The sequence below is a fragment of the Arcobacter rhizosphaerae genome (assembly GCF_049472155.1).
In the GTDB taxonomy this organism is placed as follows: Bacteria; Campylobacterota; Campylobacteria; order Campylobacterales; family Arcobacteraceae; genus Arcobacter_B.
In genome coordinates this window covers 566,767-591,569 of sequence record NZ_JBMOVW010000001.1, presented here as the reverse complement: position 1 = coordinate 591,569, position 24,803 = coordinate 566,767, and the positions used below count along the sequence as shown (strand labels likewise).

30 protein-coding genes are annotated in these 24,803 nt (G+C 25.9%); 19 read left to right on the top strand and 11 right to left on the bottom strand.

The features are described 5' to 3' along the window. The first annotated feature begins 46 nt into the window (after positions 1-46). Entirely contained in the window at positions 47-169 is a 123-nt protein-coding gene (locus tag ACH5BH_RS02945; protein ID WP_404303896.1) for a hypothetical protein, read from the top strand. An 11-nt stretch (positions 170-180) separates the two neighbouring features. On the opposite strand, the gene ACH5BH_RS02940 is transcribed toward ACH5BH_RS02945, so the two are convergent. From ACH5BH_RS02940 to ACH5BH_RS02930, 3 genes are all read right to left on the bottom strand, one after another. Next, positions 181-570 (bottom strand): DUF6858 family protein, encoded by a 390-nt coding sequence (locus ACH5BH_RS02940; protein ID WP_423297394.1) that lies wholly within the window; start codon positions 568-570, stop codon positions 181-183. A 9-nt stretch (positions 571-579) separates the two neighbouring features. Next, positions 580-1,125 (bottom strand): hypothetical protein, encoded by a 546-nt coding sequence (locus ACH5BH_RS02935; protein WP_423297393.1) that lies wholly within the window; start codon positions 1,123-1,125, stop codon positions 580-582. 94 nt (positions 1,126-1,219) lie between these two features. Then, positions 1,220-4,330, bottom strand: a complete 3,111-nt coding sequence (locus ACH5BH_RS02930; RefSeq protein ID WP_423297392.1) for a DUF748 domain-containing protein — start codon at positions 4,328-4,330, stop codon at positions 1,220-1,222. A 102-nt stretch (positions 4,331-4,432) separates the two neighbouring features. Between ACH5BH_RS02930 and dapE the strand changes: the two genes are divergently transcribed. The 11 genes from dapE to ACH5BH_RS02875 all read left to right on the top strand — a co-directional run bounded on the left by dapE (position 4,433) and on the right by ACH5BH_RS02875 (position 13,679). Continuing rightward, a complete protein-coding gene (gene dapE / locus ACH5BH_RS02925; protein WP_423297391.1) occupies positions 4,433-5,533 on the top strand; it encodes a succinyl-diaminopimelate desuccinylase in 1,101 nt (366 codons plus the stop codon). A 153-nt stretch (positions 5,534-5,686) separates the two neighbouring features. Continuing rightward, positions 5,687-6,853, top strand: a complete 1,167-nt coding sequence (locus ACH5BH_RS02920) for an AAA family ATPase (RefSeq protein WP_423297390.1) — start codon at positions 5,687-5,689, stop codon at positions 6,851-6,853. Next, positions 6,840-8,768 (top strand): NACHT domain-containing protein, encoded by a 1,929-nt coding sequence (locus tag ACH5BH_RS02915; RefSeq protein ID WP_423297389.1) that lies wholly within the window; start codon positions 6,840-6,842, stop codon positions 8,766-8,768. The genes ACH5BH_RS02920 and ACH5BH_RS02915 overlap by 14 nt, the downstream gene beginning before the upstream one ends. Positions 8,769-8,805: 37 nt before the next feature. Continuing rightward, a complete protein-coding gene (locus ACH5BH_RS02910) occupies positions 8,806-9,801 on the top strand; it encodes an alpha/beta hydrolase (protein ID WP_423297388.1) in 996 nt (331 codons plus the stop codon). Continuing rightward, on the top strand, positions 9,798-10,208 hold the full coding sequence (locus ACH5BH_RS02905; protein ID WP_423297387.1) for a VOC family protein: 411 nt from the start codon (positions 9,798-9,800) through the stop codon (positions 10,206-10,208). The genes ACH5BH_RS02910 and ACH5BH_RS02905 overlap by 4 nt, the downstream gene beginning before the upstream one ends. A 5-nt stretch (positions 10,209-10,213) precedes the next feature. Beyond that, entirely contained in the window at positions 10,214-10,705 is a 492-nt protein-coding gene (locus ACH5BH_RS02900) for a GNAT family N-acetyltransferase (RefSeq protein ID WP_423297386.1), read from the top strand. An 11-nt stretch (positions 10,706-10,716) separates the two neighbouring features. After that, the gene (locus ACH5BH_RS02895; protein WP_423297385.1) at positions 10,717-11,532 is read left to right on the top strand and encodes a helix-turn-helix domain-containing protein; all 816 of its coding nucleotides are present in this window, start codon (positions 10,717-10,719) and stop codon (positions 11,530-11,532) included. 66 nt (positions 11,533-11,598) lie between these two features. Beyond that, positions 11,599-12,123: a YbhB/YbcL family Raf kinase inhibitor-like protein gene (locus ACH5BH_RS02890; RefSeq protein WP_423297384.1), complete on the top strand. Its 525-nt coding sequence runs from the start codon at positions 11,599-11,601 to the stop codon at positions 12,121-12,123. 102 nt (positions 12,124-12,225) lie between these two features. After that, positions 12,226-12,675: a GyrI-like domain-containing protein gene (locus tag ACH5BH_RS02885; RefSeq protein WP_423297383.1), complete on the top strand. Its 450-nt coding sequence runs from the start codon at positions 12,226-12,228 to the stop codon at positions 12,673-12,675. A gap of 22 nt (positions 12,676-12,697) precedes the next feature. Next, positions 12,698-13,330 carry a hypothetical protein gene (locus tag ACH5BH_RS02880; RefSeq protein ID WP_404303919.1) on the top strand — a complete coding sequence of 211 codons (633 nt, stop codon included), beginning with the start codon at positions 12,698-12,700 and terminating at the stop codon, positions 13,328-13,330. A gap of 10 nt (positions 13,331-13,340) precedes the next feature. Next, complete coding sequence (locus ACH5BH_RS02875; protein WP_404303921.1) at positions 13,341-13,679, top strand: zinc ribbon domain-containing protein YjdM; 339 nt, start codon at positions 13,341-13,343, stop codon at positions 13,677-13,679. Here ACH5BH_RS02875 and ACH5BH_RS02870 read toward each other — a convergent pair. The 4 genes from ACH5BH_RS02870 to ACH5BH_RS02855 form a co-directional block, all read right to left on the bottom strand. Then, a complete protein-coding gene (locus ACH5BH_RS02870; RefSeq protein WP_423297382.1) occupies positions 13,676-14,464 on the bottom strand; it encodes an ABC transporter ATP-binding protein in 789 nt (262 codons plus the stop codon). The genes ACH5BH_RS02875 and ACH5BH_RS02870 overlap by 4 nt on opposite strands. A gap of 24 nt (positions 14,465-14,488) precedes the next feature. After that, positions 14,489-15,835, bottom strand: a complete 1,347-nt coding sequence (locus tag ACH5BH_RS02865) for an SLC13 family permease (RefSeq protein WP_423297381.1) — start codon at positions 15,833-15,835, stop codon at positions 14,489-14,491. Positions 15,836-15,906: 71 nt separating this feature from the next. Beyond that, positions 15,907-16,713, bottom strand: coding sequence for an AraC family transcriptional regulator (locus ACH5BH_RS02860; RefSeq protein ID WP_423297380.1), 807 nt, complete (start codon positions 16,711-16,713; stop codon positions 15,907-15,909). A gap of 16 nt (positions 16,714-16,729) precedes the next feature. After that, positions 16,730-17,323: a Crp/Fnr family transcriptional regulator gene (locus tag ACH5BH_RS02855; protein WP_404303926.1), complete on the bottom strand. Its 594-nt coding sequence runs from the start codon at positions 17,321-17,323 to the stop codon at positions 16,730-16,732. Between the two features lie 83 nt (positions 17,324-17,406). Here ACH5BH_RS02855 and ACH5BH_RS02850 point away from each other — a divergent pair, with 83 nt between their 5' ends. Both ACH5BH_RS02850 and ACH5BH_RS02845 read left to right on the top strand, forming a co-directional pair. After that, a complete protein-coding gene (locus ACH5BH_RS02850) occupies positions 17,407-18,300 on the top strand; it encodes a DMT family transporter (RefSeq protein ID WP_423297379.1) in 894 nt (297 codons plus the stop codon). 12 nt (positions 18,301-18,312) lie between these two features. Continuing rightward, entirely contained in the window at positions 18,313-19,107 is a 795-nt protein-coding gene (locus ACH5BH_RS02845; protein WP_423297378.1) for an aldo/keto reductase family protein, read from the top strand. A 33-nt stretch (positions 19,108-19,140) separates the two neighbouring features. On the opposite strand, the gene ACH5BH_RS02840 is transcribed toward ACH5BH_RS02845, so the two are convergent. After that, positions 19,141-19,704 carry an LOG family protein gene (locus ACH5BH_RS02840; protein WP_423297377.1) on the bottom strand — a complete coding sequence of 188 codons (564 nt, stop codon included), beginning with the start codon at positions 19,702-19,704 and terminating at the stop codon, positions 19,141-19,143. A 141-nt stretch (positions 19,705-19,845) separates the two neighbouring features. Between ACH5BH_RS02840 and ACH5BH_RS02835 the strand changes: the two genes are divergently transcribed. Together ACH5BH_RS02835 and ACH5BH_RS02830 are read left to right on the top strand one after the other, a co-directional pair. Further along, a complete protein-coding gene (locus ACH5BH_RS02835) occupies positions 19,846-20,400 on the top strand; it encodes a TetR/AcrR family transcriptional regulator (protein ID WP_423297376.1) in 555 nt (184 codons plus the stop codon). Between the two features lie 53 nt (positions 20,401-20,453). Continuing rightward, positions 20,454-20,963, top strand: coding sequence for an HPP family protein (locus ACH5BH_RS02830; RefSeq protein ID WP_423297375.1), 510 nt, complete (start codon positions 20,454-20,456; stop codon positions 20,961-20,963). A gap of 41 nt (positions 20,964-21,004) precedes the next feature. Here ACH5BH_RS02830 and ACH5BH_RS02825 read toward each other — a convergent pair whose 3' ends face one another. The 3 genes from ACH5BH_RS02825 to ACH5BH_RS02815 form a co-directional block, all read right to left on the bottom strand. Next, on the bottom strand, positions 21,005-21,733 hold the full coding sequence (locus ACH5BH_RS02825) for a DsbC family protein (protein ID WP_423297374.1): 729 nt from the start codon (positions 21,731-21,733) through the stop codon (positions 21,005-21,007). A gap of 115 nt (positions 21,734-21,848) precedes the next feature. Continuing rightward, complete coding sequence (locus ACH5BH_RS02820) at positions 21,849-22,745, bottom strand: AEC family transporter (RefSeq protein WP_423297373.1); 897 nt, start codon at positions 22,743-22,745, stop codon at positions 21,849-21,851. After that, a complete protein-coding gene (locus tag ACH5BH_RS02815) occupies positions 22,745-23,137 on the bottom strand; it encodes a winged helix-turn-helix transcriptional regulator (RefSeq protein WP_404303938.1) in 393 nt (130 codons plus the stop codon). Before ACH5BH_RS02815 ends, ACH5BH_RS02820 begins: the two co-directional genes overlap by 1 nt. A gap of 127 nt (positions 23,138-23,264) precedes the next feature. Here ACH5BH_RS02815 and ACH5BH_RS02810 point away from each other — a divergent pair, with 127 nt between their 5' ends. The 3 genes from ACH5BH_RS02810 to ACH5BH_RS02800 are packed head-to-tail and all read left to right on the top strand — an operon-like array spanning position 23,265 to position 24,785. Further along, positions 23,265-23,846: an NAD(P)H-dependent oxidoreductase gene (locus ACH5BH_RS02810; RefSeq protein WP_404303940.1), complete on the top strand. Its 582-nt coding sequence runs from the start codon at positions 23,265-23,267 to the stop codon at positions 23,844-23,846. 4 nt (positions 23,847-23,850) lie between these two features. Continuing rightward, a complete protein-coding gene (locus tag ACH5BH_RS02805) occupies positions 23,851-24,153 on the top strand; it encodes a putative quinol monooxygenase (RefSeq protein WP_423297372.1) in 303 nt (100 codons plus the stop codon). 2 nt (positions 24,154-24,155) lie between these two features. Next, entirely contained in the window at positions 24,156-24,785 is a 630-nt protein-coding gene (locus ACH5BH_RS02800; RefSeq protein ID WP_423297371.1) for an NAD(P)H-dependent oxidoreductase, read from the top strand. Positions 24,786-24,803: the final 18 nt, after the last annotated feature.

The following is a 24,803-nucleotide window of genomic DNA, read 5'->3' as shown; positions in this document are numbered from 1 at the left end:
TACCATTTTTAACTATACTTCTTTCATAATTTAAAGGAAGTATTTGATGTTTAATAATATAGTTTTTGATGTAATTTTTGGATTACTTTTTATAAGTGCTATTATTGCTGCTTTACCTTATAGTTTTTGGGTAGCAATACATGTAGATAGTAATGAAGATAAGAACTAGTAAACTAGTTCTTATTTCTTAAGATTTTTTATAAATTCTTCCATAGTTTTATTTGCTGCATCATTTGGTGCTTCTAAAAAATTTACTACAAATGAATCTTCTAGTTCACAAACTGCTATACTTCTAGGTCTTACTGCTAAAACCTCTGGTGTTGGGAGTTCTTTTCCAAAACAAAAAACTATATTTTTAGCTGCTTTTATATGAGGATTTATCTCACCTTCTTTTAAAGAGCTTGTATGTGCATATTGATCAAATATAGTAATATAAGAGATTATAGGATGATTGTCAATCATCGTTTTCAACTCATTTATGATTTCATCTACAGTATTGAATTTAAGTTCTTCTTTCTTATAAACTATTTCAAATATATGATATTTATTTTTAAATATTTTTTGTGTCATTTTTTTCCTTTATTTTAATAAAACTAATGATTTTATAGCACAATTAATTCTTTCATCTAAATCACTTGTATCCTCTTTCATATAGTCAGTTTGAATTTTATATACTTGTTGGTTATTTAAAGAGAATTCTAAGACAATATATCCAGCATAAACTTTACAGCTATCACCTTTTTTTCTTTTATCTTCTCTGTCATTTTCATAGATATAAAATTTTATATTTAGAGTGTCATTTGTTTTTAAATCATTTATTTTATATGTAGTTATTATTTTTAATATTCTTTGTTTTATATCTTCATTTGAAACTTTATCTTTTATGTTACTTTTCATAAATTTTGAGTAATCAATATATCCATCAATTTTAGTAGAGTTACTCTCTAAGAGTTGAATAGCTTTTAAAATATCTGCTTCTGTATTTATCTTTTCAAAAGTTGTTGTTGTATTTTGACAAGGAACTCTTTTTAGATTCTTTGATGATGTTTTATTTATTTGAGTAAAAACACCATAAAATAGAAAACCTAATAAGAGTATCATAATAATAACTAAACTATTTTTCATAACTAATCCTTATAATTAATGTATTAAAAAATAGAATAATAACAGATTATTATAAATATGTCAAATGACATATTTATAAGTTTTAGTTATGTTATTATTTTAATTGAGAGATTTCTAAATCTATGCTAGAAGTTTTTTTGCTTTGAGCTTGTATATTTACTTTATTACTTATGATAACTTGAGAAGGTTTGATGTTATTTGTTTTTACTAAATACTCTTTGATATTTAAAACTCTATTTTTTGCCATAAGTTCTAAGTCTTTTTTTGTGATGTTTTGTTTTTGAATAAGTTGATTTTCTAAGTAGTTTGTATAGCTCTTTATATCTAATTTATCATTTTTCATATATGTTTTTTTAGAGCTTAATTTCTTATCATATTTTTTGTACATATCCATCATAACATTTAAATACTTTTCTTCATAGTTTCTTATTTGATCATTTGGTATTTCTTCTTTTATTTTTTTATTAAAAATAGCTTTTTTAAGTGCAAACATATCTTTTGTTTCATCATAAGAAGGTACAAGTTTTAAGGCTAAATTTGGTCTTTTATTTAATATTTTTGTAATCTTATCAAGTGTTTCTTTTTGTATTGGTGTTATTTCACTTTTCCCAAACTCAAAGTTTATACTTTTTATCTCATCTGCATCAAATCCAAACATCGCTCCTAACAATGAAAAAGGTGCAGTGATAGCTTTTGTAATTAGATTTGTAAACGCTTTCCATAATACTGAACCTATTTCAAATTTTGGATCATCAACATTCCCTGATACTGGAATATTTAAATCAATCACTCCCTTTGAATCTTCAAGTAGTGCAATTGCTAAACCAAGAGGTAAGGATACAGCATCATCACTTTTTACGTCTTTTCCTAATTCGATTTTTGTAATTACTATTGAATTTTGTGCTTCTAAATCTGACTTTTGAATATTGTAATTTAGATTTAAATCTAGCTTTCCACTATCTAACTCTTTTCCTATAAACTTTGATGTATAAGGAGTAAAGTTTTTCATAGAAATATTTTTAAATATCATATTTACATCAGTAAGAATTTTTATATCATTTGGATTTACAACACCTGTGATTTTTGTTGTTCCATATTTATCTACTACACCGTTTACTTTCAGTTTTGTCTTACTAGCTTTTGTAGTATCAAGTTCTGATATTTGACCATTTAACTTTGAAATAACAGTTTTAAACGCAATAGGTAGGTTTTTATCTTCAAATGCTAATGAAGCATTTTCTATTTTTACAGGCCCAATATTTAATTTAGCCGTACTTTTTGAGTTGTCTTTTTTCTTTTTATCAGCTATTTGTTTTTTCTTTTTTGAAGCTTCTTTTTTTGGAAGAGAGATTGATACTTTTGGATTTATAATACTCGTACTTGCTACACTTATTAAGCCATTTGTATAACTTTTAATATCTTTTACAAAAATATCAATATTTGAAGTATTTATTTTAGTTTTTTCTTTTGTATTATATATATTTAAAGTAGGTTCTTTTAGATTTAACTTCTTCACTACTATTGATTTTTCATCTTTACTTATATCATCTAAATTTAAAGTGATATTTTGTGCATTTATTAAATTATGATTTTTTTTATTTTCAAGTTGAATAGATGGCTTTGAAATAGATGCTTTTTTGATATCAATATTTGAGCCATTGAGATTGATTGTATTTATATCTAAGTTAAGATTATTTACATCTATTGTTTGTTTTTCTTTTGTTTGTGATATAAAAATTTTATTTATATTTGACTCAAGAGTATTTATAGATGTTTTTAAGTCTTTGAGTTTTATTCCTTTTATTTTAAGAGAAGTATTATTTGTATTTACTTGTAAAGAGTTCTTTTTGTCTTTAAAAATCAAAGCTTTTTTCTTTATATCTAGGCTATTTAATGAAGTTATATTATTTGCTAGTCTTAATGTATTTAGATTTATGTCTAAATCATCTGTATTTATTTCCATAGAGTTCTTTTTATCTTCAAAAGATAAGTTAGGGTTTTTTAGACTTAAACTAGCCAATGAAATATCAGAACCTTTAATATCTATGTTATTTGAACTGATGCTAAAATTTGGATTTTTAACTTCCATATTATTTATGTTATCTTTAAAATCTAAAGTACCATTTGATAGCTGTACATTATCTATATTTACTTTCCAATTGTTTGAAGTTTTTTCTTCTTTTTTAGTTTCTTTTGGAGTATTTATAAGTTTTGCTACATTTAAGCCATCTTTATTTTGAATAAGATTTATAAAAAGTTTTGAAAGACTTACTTGAGATACTTTTATATCCTCTTCTTTTAAATCTAAACTCACTTTTTTTACATCAAACTCTTTTAGTTTGAATATATCTTGTTTTGTATCATTGCTTTTTAGATTTAGATTTGATAAGTTTAGTTTATCTGTAAAAACTTTTAAGTTAAATTCGTCTTTTGTAGTAATGTCAAAGTTTGCTATTAGATCTAATTTTGCTTTTTTATCTAAAGTAAAGTTTAGCATCTCTTTTTCATAATCTAAAAGCTTTTGTAACTCTAAGTTTTCTAGTGTAGCTTTTCCATACATAGTAAAGGGTTGAAGTCTAAAAGCACCTTGAATTAGTAGTTTAGAGTTTTTATTTATATTTAAAGCAAAGCTATTTGATGATAAAGGGTTTCCAAAACTACCTAAATCATATAAAGTATAATTTATATCATCAATTGATAAAAAGAAGGGATCATTTTCTTTTAGTCTTGTATAGTTTATTTTTGTATCAATTAAAGATAGTTTTGAAACTAAAAAGGCTAAATTATTTTCTTCTTTTGTGGGTTCTTTTTTTATTGGTTCATCTTTTGATGGTTTTAAAAGTTTTGTAAGATTAATTGTTCCATCTTTTTGCTGTATTACATCAACAAATGCACTTTTTAGTGATACATTTTCAATATTTATATGTAATTCAAATAAAGACTGTAAAACTCCAAAATCTAATGCAAATTCTTCAAAAGAAATAGTTGGTTTTTCATATTCACCAAGTCGAAAATCATGGATTTTCGTATTAAAAGTAAAGGGGTTGAAATCTACTTTTTTTATATGGGATTTTAGGGTTAGGTTTTTATCAAGATTTTTTATTAACTGATCTTCTAGGATATAAGGAATAAGTTTAAAACCTATGGTCACATATACGCTTAAAGATATTACGATAGTATAAAATATTTTATCAAATCTACTCATAATCATTGCCTTTTGGTATTCATAATTTTTTTAGAATTTTAATTATTATAGCAAAATAAATCACAATTTCGCTACAATCCCATTATATATAAAAGGAATTAAATGACAGTTATAGAACTATTTCAAAAATTATTAAGATTTAAGTCAGTTACTCCTGATGATGATGGGGCGTTTGATTTTATAGAAGAGTATTTAGGTGATACATGGGAATGTATAAGTGTTGATATGGAAGGTGTAAAAAATAGATTTTATTATAAAAAATTCAACGACAATCCACAACACTTATGTTTTGCAGGGCATATAGATGTAGTACCTCCTGGTGAGGGTTGGGAAGTTGATCCTTTTGCTGCTGATATTATCGATGGTGTTATTACAGCACGTGGGACACAAGATATGAAAAGTGGTGATGCAGCGTTTTTATATGCTTGTAAGCACGCCGAAAACTTTGATGGAACACTAAGTATTCTTATGACTTCTGATGAAGAGGGTGAAGGAACTTATGGAACTATAAAAATGCTTGAGCATTTAAAAGAGATAAACTTCATACCTCAATACGCAGTTGTAGCAGAGCCTACATGTGAAGATGTATTTGGAGATGCTATAAAAGTAGGAAGAAGAGGAAGTATCAACGGATACATTACTATCAAAGGAAAGCAAGGTCACGCAGCATATCCAGAAAAGTGTATAAATCCAGTACATAACTTCGCTCATGTATTGCCAAAAATAGCAGGACATAACTTAGATGATGGAGATGAATACTTTGCTCCTTCAAAGATGGTAATCACTGATATAAGAGGTGGTATGGAAGTTACAAATGTAACACCAAATGAGTTAAAACTTATGTTCAATGTAAGAAACTCAACAAATACTACAAGAGAATCAGTAGAAGAGTTTATTCATGAAAACCTAAAAGGTTTAGAGTATGACTTTAAAACTACACAAGGTTCTTTTCCATTTGTAACAAACAAAGAATCAAAAGTAGTAAAAGCTATGGAAAACTCAATCAAAGAAATCACGGGAGTTACTACAAAACACTCAACAGCAGGTGGTACAAGTGACGCGAGATACTTCGGAAGCTTTGGAATAGAAGCCATAGAGTTTGGAGTAATCAACGACACTATTCATAGTGTAGGTGAGAGAACAACAGTAAAAGAAGTAGAAGACTTAGCTGCTGTTTATATGGACTTGATTAAGAAGTTTTAATTTTTTCACTTGAAATTGCTAAAAGGTAAGAATTCAAGTTCTTACCTTTTTTTATAGTTGAAATTTTTTAACAACAAAAAAGTTGTTAAAAATATTGACAACAAAAAAATTGTCAGTTATAATAACAACAAAAAAGTTGTCAAAGGAAAATTCATGAAAAATTGTGTTGGTCAAGCAGTAAGAGGAAATGATTTCTGGGATAGAAATAGTGAAATATCAATTATTTGGAATAAATTAGATAGTGGTAGTCATATATTACTAGCTGCTCCAAGAAGAGTTGGTAAAACATCAATTATGTTTAATTTACTCGATAATCCAAAAGATGATTATATTGTTATGTATATTGACACTGAATCAGCAGATAATGAAAATGAATTTTGGCAAAAATTATTCAATGCTTTACAAGAAGAAGAGTTTGTAAATAAATTAAAATCATATTCAAATACATTTTTTGAAAAAATAAAAAATATAAGAATTGATAAAATATCAGCATCAGGAGTTACTTTTGGTGATGGCGAAACTTTAGATTATTCTGAAGCATTTGAAAAAATGATTAAAGATTTAGATACTAGTAAAAAGCTAATTATTATGATTGATGAATTTGCTCAAACTGTAGAAAATATAATTAAATATGAAGATACAAGAAGTGCTATAAAATTTATAAAAAGACATAGAGAACTAAGACAAAATCAAAAAATATCAAGTAAAGTATCATTTATTTATGCAGGTTCTATTGGATTAGAAAGTGTAGTTTCAAAGTTAAATGGAATGAAACATATAAATGACCTAAATAGTATAAAAGTTAATCCTCTTAGTTTTATTGAGAGTAAGCAATTTATTAGTGTGTTAGCATCAAATCTTGAATTAAATTTAGATGAAACAGTAATAAATGAGTTTCTAAAAAGAGTTGAGTGGTATATACCTTTTTATATACAACTAATCATTCAAGAAATTAAAACAATAACAATCGAAAATAATATTTATGAAGTAACAGTTGAAATACTTGATAAAGCTATTAATAATGCATTAAATCATAGAAATCATTTTGAGCATTGGAGAAGTAAGTTAAAAGAAGCATTAGGTATAAATGAATTTAAATTTACAAAAGAGATATTAAATCATATATCAGAAAATAATTCAATGGAATCGTTAGATATTATTAATATTGGTGTTAAGTATGATTTAGATGATGATGAAGTAAAAGAAATTATTCATTCGCTTATTCATGATGGATACATTAATAATAATGATAATCCAAAAGAATATAGATTTAATTCTCCTATTTTAAAAATGTGGTGGTACAAAAATGTTGCAAACTAATAGTTCAAGATATAAATATACTCCAGATGAAATGCCTGAAGATGAATTTTTAAAGAGATTTGTAGTTAGAGAAAAAGTATTTGAAGGAATATTCAAAGATATTAAAGCTTCTAATTATGAGGTAGCAAATCAACATTTTATTATTGTAGGGCAAAGAGGTCAGGGTAAAACTACGCTTTTAAGAAAGATTTTTATAGAAACAAAAAAAGATAAAGATTTATCTAAATTTCTGATTCCAGTAAAATTTGCAGAAGAACAATATCAAATTAGGTCTTTATCGAGGTTATGGGAGGAAGTAGCTGACTATCTACAATCTATACATGAAGATATATTTCCAAATATTTTGGATGATTTAGAAGAATTTTTTGAAGATGAGGATTATGAACTAAAAGCTTTTTCATATTTTGAAAAACATATTAAAAAACAAAATAAAAAACTATTAATTCTTGTAGATAACATAGATGAATTAATAGGTAAGTTTTCTCAAAAAGAGCAAAGACGATTTAGAGAGATACTTTTAACTTCTTCATCTTTTAGAATAATTGGTGGTTCAACTAAAATGCTTGAGCAACATTATGACTATAGTAAACCTTTTTATGAATTTTTTAAAATAGTTAAACTTAAAGGTTTTAATTCAGAAGAGAGTAAAAAGTTTTTATTATCTTATGCAAATACAGAAGAAAAGAAAAAAATAAAAGAAGTTATAGAAAATACTCCAGAAAGATTAGAAGTAATCAGACAATTAACAGGTGGAGTTCCAAGAACTTTAGTCATGTTATTTGATATATTTTTAGATGAGGAAGGAACTGCTTTTGATGATTTACTCAAAATTCTTGACGAAGTTACACCACTATACAAACATAGAATGGATGATTTACCAGACCAATTACAAGAAATAGTACACACAATTGCTATAAATTGGGATGGTATGTACACAAAAGATATCGCTAAAAAAACTAGGATGGAAAGCAAAGCAATTTCTGCTCAACTTAAAAAACTTGAAAAATACGAAATTATTGAATCAGAATCTGTTGGAAAAAATAAAATATACAAGATAAAGGAAAGATTTTTTAATATTTGGTATCTTATGAGATTTGGTAGAAAAAAAGATAGGCAAAGAGTTGAGTGGTTGATTGCATTTTTAAATTCATGGTGTACTAAGGAAGAATTAGAATTAAAAGCAAGTGACTTAACTAAAAATATAAAAGAAAAGAATTTAAATCCTAATTATGTTTATTATATGTCTGAAGCTTTAAGGTTTTGTAATTTAGATATGGACATCGATTTAAATCTAAAAGAAAACGCTAAAAACTATTTTGAGAAAATTAATTCAAATTACCAGCAAGAACTTTCTGAGACAGATAACGATATTTTATTTGAAGTAGTAAAGTTGAAAAAATTTGAATCTATAAATAGAGCAATAGCATATTTAGAGGGTATTAAGAATAAATCAAAAAGTTCATTACTTTTATTGTCAAAACTATATATAGATGATAATGATATTAATACTTCTAAAGATATATATATTAAATATTTAATTAAGTCTTACTATGATTTTAAAGAAGATGATATTTCTATTTTATTTGCTTTCTTTTTAATTGGTATTAAAAAATATAAATTTAGTTATGAAGAAATATTAATATACTTAGAAAGAAATAAAAATAGTTTGGATTTAGAAGTACTTACTATGTGTTTTATTCCTTTAATAACTGATAAACAATATAATAAAGTAAAAGAATTATTAGAGTTAAAAGAATTTAATTTAAAAGAAAAACTTAAACCAATATGGTTCGCACTTATGAAACTTATGGAAGATGAATATCCAAATGAATATAAAAAGATGGGTTCTGAGTTAGAAAGTAGTGTTAATGAAGTATTAGAAGAAATAGAAAAGCTAAGAGATAAAAATAATTAAGTAGGATAATAAATATAAAACAAGTTAGGAAATATAATTGAAATCAATAAAAGCCATACAAAAAACACTACTTCTTTTCTTTTTTATATCTACAGCTTTAGTAGCCAATAACAAAGTAGGATTTACTACTTTTGATGTTTATTCAAAGCATAGAAACCATGATATAAAAACTATGGTTTTTTATCCAAGTTCTGATAAAGAAGAGTTTATTTTAGGGAAACATAAGCTTTTTATGTCTCAAAGTGTTGCTTTAGATGGGACTTTAAAAAAGGGTAAGTATCCTTTGATTTTTTTATCTCATGGAGGTCTTAGAAGTGCTCCTAATAAGATAGATTGGTTAGCGAAGGTTTTAGCCCAAAAAGGTTTTATAGTTTTGCTTACAAGAAGTAAACTTGATAAAAAAATAGCTTTTTATGAGCCTTGGTTTAGGGCAAATGATATGCTTATATCTTTAGAAAAACTAAAAGAGAGTGAAAAATTTAAAGATAGTATTGATTATGAAAACATCAATTCTGTAGGTTTTTTACTTGGAGCTACTAGTTTAGCTTTGTCTTCATCTGCTAAGTTAAATATTGAATCATATAAAAATCAGTGTTTAAATACTCAAAGTTTAGATTGTACTTGGTATAAAAAAAATGATATAGATTTAAAGAGTTTTGATATGAGTTTCATAGAAAATATAGAAGTGTTACTACCAAGTAAAAAAGTAGTTTTATTTGATATGGAATACTCAAAAATGTTTGATAAAAATAGCTTGAAATATGCTATGTCAAATTTTTTATTTGTAAACTTATCAGATCAAAAAGTATTAGATAATAGTCATTTTAAAGATGGTTTTTTATACAAAAATATAAAAAATGCAAATGTTTTTAGTTCTTTTTCCTTATGTACAAAAAAAGGTGAAATAATATTAAAAGGTACAAAGGAAAAGCCAAATTTATGTTCTCAAAAAAGTATTGAAAAAAGAGATTTTTATGATATAATCATAACTGAAATATTATCATATTTAATCATTGAAAAGGAAGTATTATGAAGTCATTAAGTCCAAATTTAGCAGTAAAAGATATAAAAGAAAGTGTTGCTTATTATCAAAATAACTTTGGTTTTGAAATTGAGATGTTGGTTGATTCTTTACAAGAAGATTTTAATCCTGTAATTAAAGAAGATAAAGAGTATATTTGGGCACTTATCAAAAAAGGTGATGTTTCTTTGATGTTACAAGAAAAAAATAGTATTAAAGAAGATATTGGCAATTTCTTTAATGACATCACAGCCTCAATAACTTTATATATAGAAGTTGATGATGTAGAGTCTTTATATGAGAAAGTAAAAGAAAATGTAGATATATTAAAACCTGTTTATGAAACTTGGTATGGTCAAAAAGAATTTTATATAAAAGACATAAATGGTTATATCTTAGGTTTTAGTTCAAAAGCTTAAATAAAATGAAAAATGGTATTTTAGATATATATTTTGATATGAAATCTTATGAAGAAAAATACTTAGAAGAAGTGGTAAATCTCTTTACAAATACTGTACACAATATAAATAAAAAAGACTATACAAAAGAGCAATTAAATGCTTGGGTAAATAAAAGTATAGCTTTAAAAGCATGGAAAAATAGACTTAAAACTTCAAATACTTATTTGTGTATGCTTGAAGATGAAATTGTAGGTTTTTATATTTATGAAGATGATTATATTGATTGTTTTTATGTTCATCATGAGTATCAAGGTCTAAAAATAGGGAGGTTTATGATAGAACAGATACTCAAAGATGTAGATAATCATGGTATTAAGCTATTGAGAGTTGATGCAAGTATTACAGCAAAATCTTTTTTTGAGAAGTTTGGTTTTAAAGAAGTAAAAGAAAATCATATAAAAAGAGAAAATCAAACTCTTATAAACTATTCTATGATAAAAGACATAAGTAATTAAAAGGAAAAAGATTGAAACTAAAGATACCTGAAACTCAAAGCTTTTCATATTTGAACTATATTCAAAAAGAGCCACAGCATAAAAATGAAGTTTTACTAGAATCAAATGTCTTGATACTTGTACTAAAAGGTACAAAAATCCTTCACTTAAATGATAAAGATATGTATGTGGATGAGAATCAGTTTTTATTTCTAAAAAGTGGAACTTATGTGATGAGTGAAGTTTTAGATGAGTATTATGAAGCTATGTTGTTTTTTTATGAAGACTCTACACTTTTAGATTTCATCTCAAAATATAATATATTTTTTAAAGATGAAAACCTAAAAGAAACGGACATATTAAGTTTTGAAAAGACACAAGAGCTTAGCATCGTTATGAACTCTACTTGTAATTATGTGAAGACTTTAAAAACAACAAATAAAGAAATCATAAAACTAAAACTAGAAGAGGCTTTTTTAAATATCTTAAACAGTAAGTACTCAAATGAATTTAAAAGCTTTTTATACTCAATCTATAAAGACAACTATTTCAAATCTTTTATAGAAAATAACTTTTCTTATGAAGACAATATTTTAGACCTATCTTATCTTTTAAAAATGAGTGATATATCTTTTAGACAGAAATTTAAAGAAGTTTATAAAACAACACCTAAAAAATGGCAAACAAAAAAAAGACTGCAAAAAGCAAAGATACTTTTAGAAAATAGTGATAAAAATGTAAGTGAAGTTTGTAAAGAGTGTGGCTTTGATAACTTATCTTGGTTTATACAAGTTTTTAAAAAAGAGTATAACTTAACTCCAAAACAAATAAAAAACAACAAAAATTAGTTTTTTTCTAGTATTTTTTTATATTATTTTAGTTTATAATAACAATATCTTACAAAAAGGAATAATATGAAAAAAATATTATTAGTACTAGCATTTAGTTTTATTTCTCTATTTGCTGACAATTTTACTTTAAAAAGTGATACTTTAAAAGGACAACTTACAAAAACTCAAGAGTTTAATGGTTTTGGATGTACAGGTAAAAACACATCTCCACATCTTTCATGGGGAAATGCACCAAAAGGTACAAAGTCTTTTGCTATAACTGTTTATGATCCAGACGCTCCAACTGGTTCTGGTTGGTGGCATTGGGTAGTTTTTGATATTCCAAAAGATACTATGAGTTTAGAAAAAGACTTTGGTTCTAAAGAGCATAAAGATATAGTTCAAAGTGTAACAAACTATGGAAAAAGTGGTTTTGGTGGTGCTTGTCCTCCAAAAGGAGATAAAGCTCATAGATATATCTTCACTGTATATGCTTTAGATACAGATAAACTTGGCCTAGATAAAAATACAAATCCTGCAATTGTAGGTTATTACTTAAACAACCACGCGATAGCAAAAGCTTCAATAATCTCATACTATAAAAGATAATACATCGCCTTTTAAGGTGATGTATACAAGACTTCAAGCTAATATCAAATTCTTTTTATATTCTTTTGCTACTATTACATAAATAAAAAATAAAAGAGAAATATGAAAGTAAAATACTTAGAAAAATTCTATGTAGCAGGTATTACTACAAGAACAAACAACGAAACAGAACTAAATGAAGAAATAGCAAAAATACCAGACTTATGGCAAAAATATGTTGATGATAATATCGAATCAAAGACATTCAACAAAGCAAAAAGCTTCGCTATGTATGGACTTTATAACAAGTATGAAAGTGATGTAAACTCTGATTATGATTATACTGTAGGAGTAGAAGTTACTAAACCTAAAAATAATGCTATTACTATTGAGAAAGATAAATATTTAGTATTTACAAAAAAAGGCGAGTTACCTGATGTAGTAATAGATGCTTGGCATGATGTTTGGAATTATTTTAGTTCAGATGAGTGCGAATATGAAAGAACATACAACTTTGACTTTGAAAAATATGAAGAAGATGAGCAGATAGAGATTTATATTTCTGTAAAATAGATAACTTAAAAGAAGAGTTGATATGCACTATTTAGAAAGACTAAAAGATATAGAAGCTGAGTTTTTAGAACAATATCCAAAAGGCTTTAAGGATGAGTACTTTTTTCCAACTATGAAAAAGTTTAAGCCTGAAAAGCTTGAAGAGTTTGCAAAAGAAGCTTTGAAAAAAGAGAATTTTTCAAATCCAAATTTAATAGTTGAAAACTTTTATAAAGTTATTCAAAAGTCAGTTATGGTATCGCTATTTGATAAACTAAAACTAAAAGATGCATTAGCTACTTTAAACTCTTATGAAAAAGATATGTTAAGTATTGAAATTTATGAGCTTTTATATGGAAATAAAAAAGAAGGTTTTGAGGGGTTAGTTGAGTTTTTAGCTGAATATAGACTTGCTAAATGGACTATAATAAGTGTAGTACCTTATTATTTAAAAAGACAAAGCGAATATTTTATAAAGCCAACAACTACAAAAAATATCATAAAATATTTTGATTTAAAAGATATTGTTTACAAACCAAAGCCTAGTTTTGAATTTTATGAAAAGTATTCAAAACATTTAGATGATATGAAAAAAAACGTTCATCCATCAGTGAAATTTGACAATGCTGTTTTTACAGGTTTTCTAAGAATTGCTATTGAAATGGGTGAAGAATAAAAGGAAATAAATGCTAGATTTACCAAATTGTCCAAAATGTAATTGTGAATATACTTATGAAGATGGAAGTTTAATCATCTGCCCTGAGTGTACACATGAGTTTACAAAAGAGGATTTAGAAGAAAAAGAGTTTACTGTAAAAGATGCAAATGGTGCAATACTAAGAGCAGGGGATGATGTAACAGTTATAAAAGATTTAAAAATCAAAGGTAGTTCTTCTGTAGTAAAAGTTGGTACAAAAATCAAAAATATTAGATTAGTTGATAGTGCTGATAATCATAATATCGATTGTAAAATACCAAAAGTTGGAGCTATTAAAATAACTCCAAAATATGTAAAAAAGTCTTAGCCTATTTCTTCTACGAAATAGCGTCCTTTTTTTTCTTTGATATGAAGTTTAGTATCAAAGATTTCTGATAAGTTTTGACTTGTTAGTATTTCTTTTTTCTTACCACTTTTATAGATAGTGTTTTCATGTATAAGTGCGATATTGTCAATCTCTTCAAAAATTTCTTCTAAGTGATGAGTTACTAAAATAATAGAGCAGTTTTTAGATAACTTTTTTAACATCGCTATAAAATTTATTTGAGCTTTTATATCCAATCCAACAGTAGGTTCATCTAAAATAAATGCTTTGGGTTCATGAATTAAAGCTCTAGCAACTATACATTTTCTAAGTTCTCCTGTAGACATAGTAGATACTTTTTTTTCTTTTAAATTTTCAATTTGTAAGAAGCTCATTACTTCTTGGGCTTTTTTGTGTTGTTCATCTGTAAAGTCTTGATGAGAAAAAATCCCAATTGAACTATAGTATCCACTAAGTGTTACTTCATAAGCATTTAAGTATGAACCTGAGGTAGAAAAGAAATTATGTAAGTCATTGGTAATGATTCCTAGCTCTTTTTTGAGCTCAAAAATAGAATAGTTACTTTTTCCTAAAATCTCTTTTTTAAATTTATTTGTTCTTCTTGGATGAAGTTCTGATTGTATTATTTTCATCAAAGTTGATTTTCCAGAACCATTTGCACCAAGTATTGCCCAATGTTCATTTTCTTTTATTTTTAATGTCACATCTTTAAGTACTATCTTTTCGTTATAACCAACGTTAATATTTTCAAAATCTATTATATTCATAATAACTCCAATTAAAAATAAATTTTATCTTAAAAAACTTAACCAAAAATATTCTAATGGATATAAAAATACTATTGTTATAAATGCAAGTAAAAAGATTATTTTTAACATATCTCTTTGTTTGATTTGAGACAATGCAAGTCCCACTGCTAATGGTGGAGCTTGAAATGGAAAAAATACATTTGAAAAAGCTGCTATTTGCATCATAAAGATTTCATTTAAACTAAAACCACTTATTTGGCTTAACTGTTGGGCAATAGGAGTAAATATCGCTGGTATTGTTGGTTGTGTGATGACTATACCACTAACTGACATAAAAGATGTAAGAGATATATAGTTTAAAATTTCTAAATCAAATGCTTCATATTTATTTACAAAAGAAGCAAAACTATTTTCTAAAAAGTTATTGCTAGCTACGATTGAACCTAAACTAATAATAGCAACTACATATATCAAAGAAGAGAAATTGATAGTATTAAAATCTTTGGCTTTTATGATATTTATAGTAGGGTAGGCTAAAAATAAAACACCTATAATAGCTATAATACTTGGTGAGACTTGATGTATAAAGTCAGTCATCCAAAATATAAGCATTGTAAAAATAGTAGTTAAAACTACTTTTTCATCTTTTGAAAAGGCTTGTGTCTCTTCTTTTTTTAGTTTATTTTTTATTTCATCTTTAAAGAAATAGTAAACTAAAGATACAATAATTATATTTTTTATAAATCCAAGTATTAAAAAGTTTGCTACAAAATAGTAAGAAAAGAGTAGTTCATAGTTATATATTTCTTTTGTAAGTCCTGCTAATATCATATTTGGTACATTTGCAGGTAAAATAGTAAAAGCAGGTAAAGATGTACTTAAAATAAAAGTTAGCATAATTCCTGTGTAGCCTTTATCCTCTTTTTCAAAGCCTAAACTAGAAGCTAAAGCAATAGCTAAAGGTACAACTAAAACAATTCTAACTACACTTGATGGCATAACAAAACTAAATAAAACAGCAAAAATAGATATATAAATTAAAAGTTTTACATACGTAAGATCTTTGATATTTGAAAATAAATTTGTAAATCTTTGTGTTAAACTTGTGTTTTTTATAGCAGTTGCTATTAGCATACCTGCAAATACCAACCAAAATGCTCCTGATGAAAAACCTGAAAAAATAATATCTTTACTAGCTAATGAAAAAGCAAATGCTGTAAACAAAAAAATCAAAGAACTAAAATATAAAGGTACAAGGTTTGTAGCCCAATATACAATAGTCGTAATAATCAAACTAAGTAAGATTAAGTCTTTTTGTTCTTCAATAAAATTAAATAAAAATAGATAAATAAAAATAGGGATAAAAATAAATAAAATATTCTTAAACATAAAATTCCTTTTGTTTTTAAAGAATATTACTAGTTTTACAAATTTCTGTATTGTAATATTTTGAACATCTTTTAGATATTTTTATATTTTGTAGGAGTTATACCATGGTATTTTTTAAACTCTTTAGTAAAATGAGCTTGATCATAAAAACCACATTCAAGTGCTAGCTGGGATAAACTTTCATAGTTTGTTAGAAGTTTTGTTGCTTTGGAAACTCGTAAAAAATTTATAAAAGTTTGAGGAGTTAAACCTATAGACTTTGAAAAAACTCTATGAAAATAGTATGGATTCATATTCATAACTTTTGCCATATCATAAAAGCTTAACTCTTTTAAATCATATTTTTCTTCTTTAAAAAATCTAAACAAATTTTCAAATTTTTCATTTTCTATTGTTTTGATTTTTTCTTTATATGTCATGTATTTTTCGCAAAACAGGGTGATAAAGTCTATGATTTCATTGTCAAAAACTTTTTCATAAGTCAAAGTGTCCCTTATGATTTTTTCTAAGTAACTAGCTAAATCATCATCTTTTATGAAGTATTCTTTAAAAGTAAAATTACTTTTATTACATATACTTTTAGCAATCTCTTCAAAAAAATCTTTAGGTATAAAACAAGTAAGAAATTGCCATTTTTCATCAATATTTATAGTTTTACAAGAGTGAACAGTATTTGGAGGAATAAGACATAACATTCCTTTAGTTACTTCAAAATCTTGACTATCCATATTAAAATAGTTTTTCCCTTCTAAACAAATTCCTATCATATATTTATCATCATGAATATGTTTAGAAAAAGTATGTTTCTTATGAATAAATTTAAATGTTAATTTATGATTTTGAAAAGTTATCTCTTTCATCACTGAGTTTTTTAGCATAATTTTCCTATAAATCTTAATCTTTTAAGGACTTTCTTATTCTACTTAGATGAGTTGCTGATATTCCAAGATATGTAGCAATATGATATTGTGAGAGTCTAGGTAAAATATGTTTAAACTCTTCTAAGAATCTCTCATATCTAAGTTTTGCATCTTCTAAAACTAAAGCATAAGTATTATGATCTTTTTGTAATATCCAGTGTTTTTCTAAATATAAAATATGATACATTTTTAAATCATCAGCTTTTTTTAAAAGCTCTCTATATTTATCATGTTTTATATCAACTACTATTGAATCTTCTAAGGCTTGTACACAAGAATCAACTTCACTATTTGTAAGAAGTGCAACCATAGGACCATAAAATCTTGTTTCCCAAAAAAAGTTTTTTGTATACTCTTCACCGTGTTCATTTATACTAAATGTTCTAAATAAGCCTTTATAAACAAAAGATATTTCATTTACATTATCATATAAATCAAAGGCATAGTCACCTTTTTTGATATTTCTTATTGTGCAAATTTTTTTTAACTCACTCCAAGTTTCATTTGAAATAGTAGAATATGAGTTTAATGTTGCATTTAATTTTTCTAATATTTTTTCTTCATTCATTCTGAAATAGTAGCCAAAAAATCAATCTATGTAAATGACAAAAGAAAGATCTTTTTATAAACTATAAATAAAAAAGGATTTGTATGAATCAAAATATACAAGCACATATATTAGTATTTATAGCAACAGTTTTAGTAGCTTTATCTTTTATAATATCAGGTAAATTATCAGGAATAATAAATCCCATTTCATTAACTTTAGGGAGATTTGTTTTAGCTTTTATAAGTTTATTACCAATTATTTTAATTATAAAAAAATATAGAATAAAAATCAAAACAAGTTTTATAAAAGGACTTAAAATAAGTTTCTTTTATAGTTTATATTTTATTTTACTTTTTAGAGCTTTAGAAGATACAACAGCTTTAAATACAGCTACTCTTTTTACTTTAGTACCCTTAGTTACTGCTATATTAGCAAACTTTATTTTTAAAGACAAACTAAATATTTTAAAACTTTTTATATATTTATTAGGAATGATTGGTACAACTGTAGTTATTTTTGAAGGTAATATTCAAAGATTAATAGAACTTAGTTTTAATCATGGAGATTTGATTTTTTTATTTGGAGTTTTATCTATGGCATTATACTCAATAAGCGTGAAGTTTTTTTATGAAAAAAATGACGAAGTGTTAAGTCTAACTTTGATGACTTTATTTGGTGGTATTATTTGGATGAGTTTAGCTTTGGTATTATTAGATATTCCTTTACAGTGGCAAAAACTTCAAGGTGAGAACTTTTGGTATATGATATATTTAAGTATAGGAGCTACACTTATCACTGTTTTTTTATATCAAAAAGTAACAGTTATTTTAGGTCCAAATAAACTTATGGCTTATGTATATTTAAATCCTGCTATTGTTGCTTTTTTGATGTATTTTATAGAAAATCAAAAAATAAATATATATACTTTTTTTGGCATTTTACTATCAATTTTTGCTACTATTATATTATTAAAAAAAAGCAATGAAATAAAATAAAAAGGCTTACTTATGATATATGGAACAGCATGGAAAAAAGAAGAAACTTCAAGACTAGTTGAACAAGCGCTTGTTTGTGGTTTTAAAGCTGTTGATACAGCATGCCAACCAAAACATTATAGAGAAGATTTAGTAGGAGTTGGTTTAGAAAATGCTTATAAAAAAGGTATTAAAAGAGAAGATATTTTTATTCAAACAAAGTTTACTCCAATAAATGGTCAAGATGAGAATAATATGCCTTATTTAGCTTCTGATGATATATTAACTCAATTAGAAAAATCATTTATGAAATCAAAAGAGAATTTAAAGACAGATTTTATTGATTCATATCTTGTTCACTCTCCATTTGGGCCAATTGAAGATTTAATAAAAGTTTTTAAAACAATGGAAGAGTTTGTACAATGTGGTCAGGTAGGACAAATAGGGATTAGTAATTGTTATGATTTAAATTTGCTTATTTACTTATATAATATTTTGGAGGTAAAACCAAAAGTTGTTCAAAATAGATTTTATAAAGATAGTGACTATGATAAACAAATAAGAGAATTTTGTAGACAAAAAGATATTACATATCAAAGCTTTTGGTCTCTTACAGCAAATCCACATCTTTTAAGTAGTATAGAAGTTCAATCTCTTGCTATAAAATATAATAAAACAGTTCCTCAAATTTTTTATAGATTTTTAAAACACATTGGAATTACACCTTTAAATGGAACAACATCAAAAAAGCATGTAGAAGAAGATTTGGATATATTGAATTTTAAACTAGAAGATGAAGAAATACGTCAAGTAAATGCTTTATTATAAAAATAAGTACTTTAAAAGTACTTATTTTTTAATTTAGTTTTTCCACTTTACTTTGGGAGGATTGTATGTATTGATTTTTTCAAGTAGCTCTTTTGGCTCTGAAGTTTTTATTAGCATTTCTGAGTATTCTTTTTTCATAAAACCTTCTTGACACATATTATCAATCATAGAAAATAAATTGTCATAAAATCTATTTGTATTATAAAAAGCACAAGGTTTATTATGATATCCAAGCTGTGCCCATGTCCAAACTTCAAATATTTCTTCAAAAGTACCAATTCCACCAGGAAGTGCTACAAAAGCATCAGCCATATTAGCCATAGTAGCTTTTCTTTCATGCATATTTTTTACTATTTTTAATTCAGTTATTCCTGTATGTCCAAGCTCTTTACCTTGTAAATCCTCAGGTATAACTCCATATACTTTTCCACCATTTTGCATTGCAGTTGAAGCTATTACTCCCATAAGACCAACATTTCCACCACCATATACTATATCAATGTTATTAAGTGCTAAATATTTACTAAGTTGTTTTGCAGTATTAGAATAAACTTCATTATCTCCAATACTTGAGCCACAAAATATTGCTATTTTCATTATAAGAATCCTTAATTTAAAGATAGACTTACTTTAACGCGAATAAAGTTAAAACCCAGTTAAAGATAATATAAAAATATCTTTCTTGACATCTTTAAAAAAAGATATTATAATTTTACCAAACAATCGTTTGGGAAAAACATGGCAATAAAAAAAACATCAAGAGAAGAGATTTTACAAAAAGCTATTATACTTTTTAAAAAAAGAGGTTATTCAAATACTTCAATAGCAAATATTGCACAAGAATGTGGTCTTATAAAAGGAAGTCTTTATCACCATTTTAAAAGCAAAGATGAAATAGGTTTAGAGTCTTTAAAGTATATACATGAGTATTTTGAAAAAAACGTTTATAAAATTGCTTATGATGATACATTAAGTAGTAAAGATAAAATCAAACTATTTGTAAAAAAAATAGACGAATATTTTTTAAATAGTGAAGGAGGTTGTTTATTAGGTAATTTAGCTTTGGAGGTTTCTTATGAAAATAAAGAGTTTAAAAAGTTTATAAAAGAATATTTTTTAGCTTGGGAAGATGCTTTATTTAATATATTAAAAGACAAATACTCCAATGAAGAAGCTAGAAGTTTAGCAAGAGAGAGTGTCTCTTTAACACAAGGTGCTATTATGCTTATGAATCTTTACAATAGTAAAAAAGATTATTTAAGCGTTGGAAAAAAAATTATCAATCTAGTTTGATGATTTTTTTTAATCTATTTAATCAAACAATCGTTTGGTTGTAAAGGAAAATTATGAATTATTTGAAAAAATTTAAAGGACAAAGAGTTGCTCTTCCTAATAGAGTACATATAAAAGAGGTTTTATTCGCATTTATTGGTGGTTTTGTTGCTATAAGTATTATAGGATATATGACAGAAAGTTTTAATAATTTATTAGTATTAGGTTCTTTTGGAGCCTCTTGTGTACTTATTTTTGCTTATGAGAAAAGTCCATTTTCTCAACCAAGAAATGTAGTTTTTGGACATATAATTGCAACATTTGTAGGATTATTTTTCTTTCATTTTGTCTCACAAGAGTGGTGGAGTATGGCTTTAGCTTTAGCTACTGCAATTTCAGCAATGATATTGACAAAAACAGTTCATCCTCCAGCTGGTTCTAATCCATTAATTGTTTTTTTACTTGCAGCAAATTGGAACTATTTAATATTTCCTACTTTATTTGGTTCTATAATTTTAGTTTTAACAGCATTGTTTTATATAAATTTACATAAAAATAAAAGTTATCCAGAGTATTGGTATTAAAAAATATACTAAATGAGTATAACTAGTAGAAAATCTACTAGTTATTTTACTTGTACTCCATAAGACTGAAGCATTTGTACCCAATTTACTTTATTACCATCTTTATCAAAAACAGCTGGTGTTCCTTGAACTCCAAGTTCTTGTCCAATTTTTATTTGTTTATCAAGATTTGCTTCTAATTGTCTTAATTTTTTTGGATCAATTTTTCTATTTTTAAAAGCAGGTGTATCTTTTGTAGTATTTACCATAGCTTTGATTTTTTCAGCTTGAGTTTTTTGACTCATAACATAAAGTGAGATATCTTTTGCATTTGCATGAAAATCTAAAGGAAAATAAAACACATTTATTTTAACTTTATCTTTTACTTGCTCTAAATATGATTCAAACTTTTTACAATATGGACACTCAGGATCTGTAAATAAGTAATATTCATCTTTTCCTGTCCCATAAGTAAAGGCTTGGTTTCCTTTTGCACTTGATAAGTCAGCTGGAACAGTAAGCTTTGATCCATCTGTTGTATTTAATACATCACCAGCAATTAAATACTTTTTATCTTTAGTTAAATAAATTTCATCTATCTTACCTCTAACTTCAACTCTTAATAGATATAGGCTTTGTGTATCATAAGCTTTTTTAACTTTTATATTTACACCTTTAAAAAGTTCTAAGTTTTCTATTTTTTTGATTTCATCTTTATTAAGCTCTGTTGCTGCGTTAAGTCCTGTTGTCAATGCTAACGCTAATAATAAATTTCTAGCAGTTTTTATCATATATTTTATCCTAATTAAAAAATTTATCAAATCATACAATGTTTATGTTTAGTATTTATAAAAACAATAAGAAAAAATATAAAAATTTTTATATTTAAGTAAAACTTATATTTAATTATATAAGTATACTTATAATATATGTTGTTAAAAATGAAAAAATAATTCCATATCCAACTATGGCTGTACTTAATCTTGGAGCTAATCCTGCCATTGAAGCTATTGCTCCTGCTGTAATCATTGGAGCCATTCCTGCTTCAAAAATTGAAGTGATACCTGCAAGATTATACCAATCAAATAAAAGACAAATAGCATAGGCTATAAGTGGTGCTAAAATTAGTTTTATAAGTAAAGCAATACTAAGTGGTTGTAAATCATTTTTTGGTAATTTAAATTGAAGTTGTAAACCAACTGCAACAAGTGCAACAGGAACTAAAGTATTAGCAAATTTAGTTAAAACTTCAGTAATTAGAGGATGAAACTCTTGCCCAAGTAGTAAAAGTGCAAACATCAAAGCTATAAATGATGGAAAAGTTATTATTTTTATAACTATTACTTTTGGATGAATATTCCCACTTGAACTATAATATGCTGTAACAAAAGTACCATAAGCAGCTAAGGCTAAAAATGTACCCAATTGATCATATATCAGAACATAAGGTAAGGCTTGAGAACCTAAATATAACTCAATAATAGGAATACCCATTATTGAACTATTTGTTAAAATTGCTACTAAAAGTAAACTTCCCGTAACTTCTTTTGACCAAGATAAAACTTTTGAAAATAACAAAACAATAATTGCGGATATTCCCATAACTAACCATGCAATGATTGTAGGTATTAATACATCAAATGAAAATGTAAGTTTTGGAACTTGAAGTAATATTATTGCTGGAAGGGGAATATAAATAATATATTTATTTAATATATTTGAGGTTTCTTCTGGAAATATCTTAAATTTTTGTAAGATATAACCAGCAAGAATAGCAATTGCAATTAATGCAAAGTTACCCATTATTTTTTAAAGCCAATTTTTTTTGATACAGCTACTTCACAACAGGCACCATCATCTGTGATTTCACCATGCTCTTTAGCATAAGAAATCCCCCATTCATACATCTCTTTTAGTACGGGTCTTAATCTTTTCCCTGCAGGAGTTAAAGAGTAAACTACCTTTGGAGGAACTTCTGGAAATACTTCTCTATTTATTATATTTTTTTCTTCTAATTCTTTTAATTTTACAGTTAAAGTTTTCTGAGTAATTTCAGGGATACTTTCGTGTAAATCTTTAAATCTTTTATTTTCTTCTAATAAGTGCCATATAATAGATAGTTTCCATCTATCATTAAAAATATCTAAAGTTACTGCAACTGAGCACTTATATTCTTTATCATTTACTATATACATAAAATAAATCCTTTCTAATTGTTATTATATCATAAATTATATTTAATTCTATTACTTACCTAAAGTAAAGTAAGTTAAAATTAAGTTTATAAGGTATATAATTTTCAAAATTAAACAAGGATTTTCAATGAAAAATGTTTTGATTATAAATGGACACCAACATTATGATGTAGTTGCAAAAGGGGAGCTTACTGCTACTTATATCAATACAGCTACAAAACTTTTAGAAGAAAAAGGTTTTACTGTAAAGACTACTCATATCGAAAAGGGTTATGATATAAAAGAAGAGGCAGAAAAGTTAGTTTGGGCAGATTATGTGATTTTCCAATATCCAGTATATTGGATGAGTATGCCTTGGATTGCAAAAAAATATTTTGATGAAGTTTTAACTCAAGGAGTTCATTACTCAAGTGATGGAAGAAGTAGAGAAGATGCTTCAAAAACTTATGGAAGTGGTGGATTATTAAATGGTAAGTATATGTTATCTTTAACTTATAACTGTCCAGTTTCTGAATTTGATAATGAAAAAGGTTTCTTTGATGGTTTATCTTTAGATGAAGCTCATGTTGCAGTTCATAAAATCTTCCAATTTTGTGGAATGACTCCACTAGAGAGTTATGCAGTGCATGATATTTTCAAGGGTGATTTAGATTTAGATGCAGAGTTATCTAAGTTTACAAATATTTTAGAGAATAATTTTAAGGCTTAATATTATGAGTCAAGTTGTAATAGTTGCTAAGTTAAAAGTAAAAGAAGAGTTTTTAGATGAAGTTTATCAAGAGTTGGTTAAACTTCATTCAAATACACACAAGTTTGATGATGGTTGTATTCAATATGATTTACACCAGGATACAGAAGATAAGTACTCATTTACTTTTGTTGAAACATGGGCAAATCAAGAGGCTTTATCAAATCATGAGAAAAAAGAACATTTTATCTCATTTGTAAATGCTTTAGAAGATAAACTTGAAAGTTTAAATATAGACAAATTAAAAAAACTAGATATAAGGATTTAAAGATGGAAAAAACTTTTATGGAAGCTATGGATTTTAGACATGCTTGTAAGATTTTTGATGAAACAAAAAAAATTTCAAATGATGATATCAATTTTATATTAGAAGTCGCTCGTAAATCTCCTTCTTCTTTTGGTATGGAGCCTTGGAAGTTTTTAGTTATCACAAATGAAGATTTTAAAGCAAAAATTAGACCTGCTTGTTGGGATCAAGTACAAATTACATCTTGTTCTCATTTAGTGATTATTTTAGCAGCAATTGAGGGTGTTAAACCTGAGTCAGGAATTCCAAAAAGGAAATTTGGAAGAAGAGAAATGCCAGAAGAAAAACTGAACTTTTATTTAAATCTTTATTCAGATCATTTGAAACAAACATTGTCATCTGATGAAAATATATATAATTGGACAGCACGACAAACTTATATAGCAGCAGGTAATATGATGACAGCTGCAGCTAGTATTGGTATTGATTCTTGTCCTATAGAAGGGTTTGAAAAAGATAAACTTGACAAAATTTTAGAATTAGATACAAGTAAATATCAAACATCAATGGTTTTACCTTTTGGTTATAGAATAAATGAACAATCTACTCAACAAAGGGAAAAATTAGAAGATATTGTAGAATTTATAGACTAATTATCATTAAATTACTAG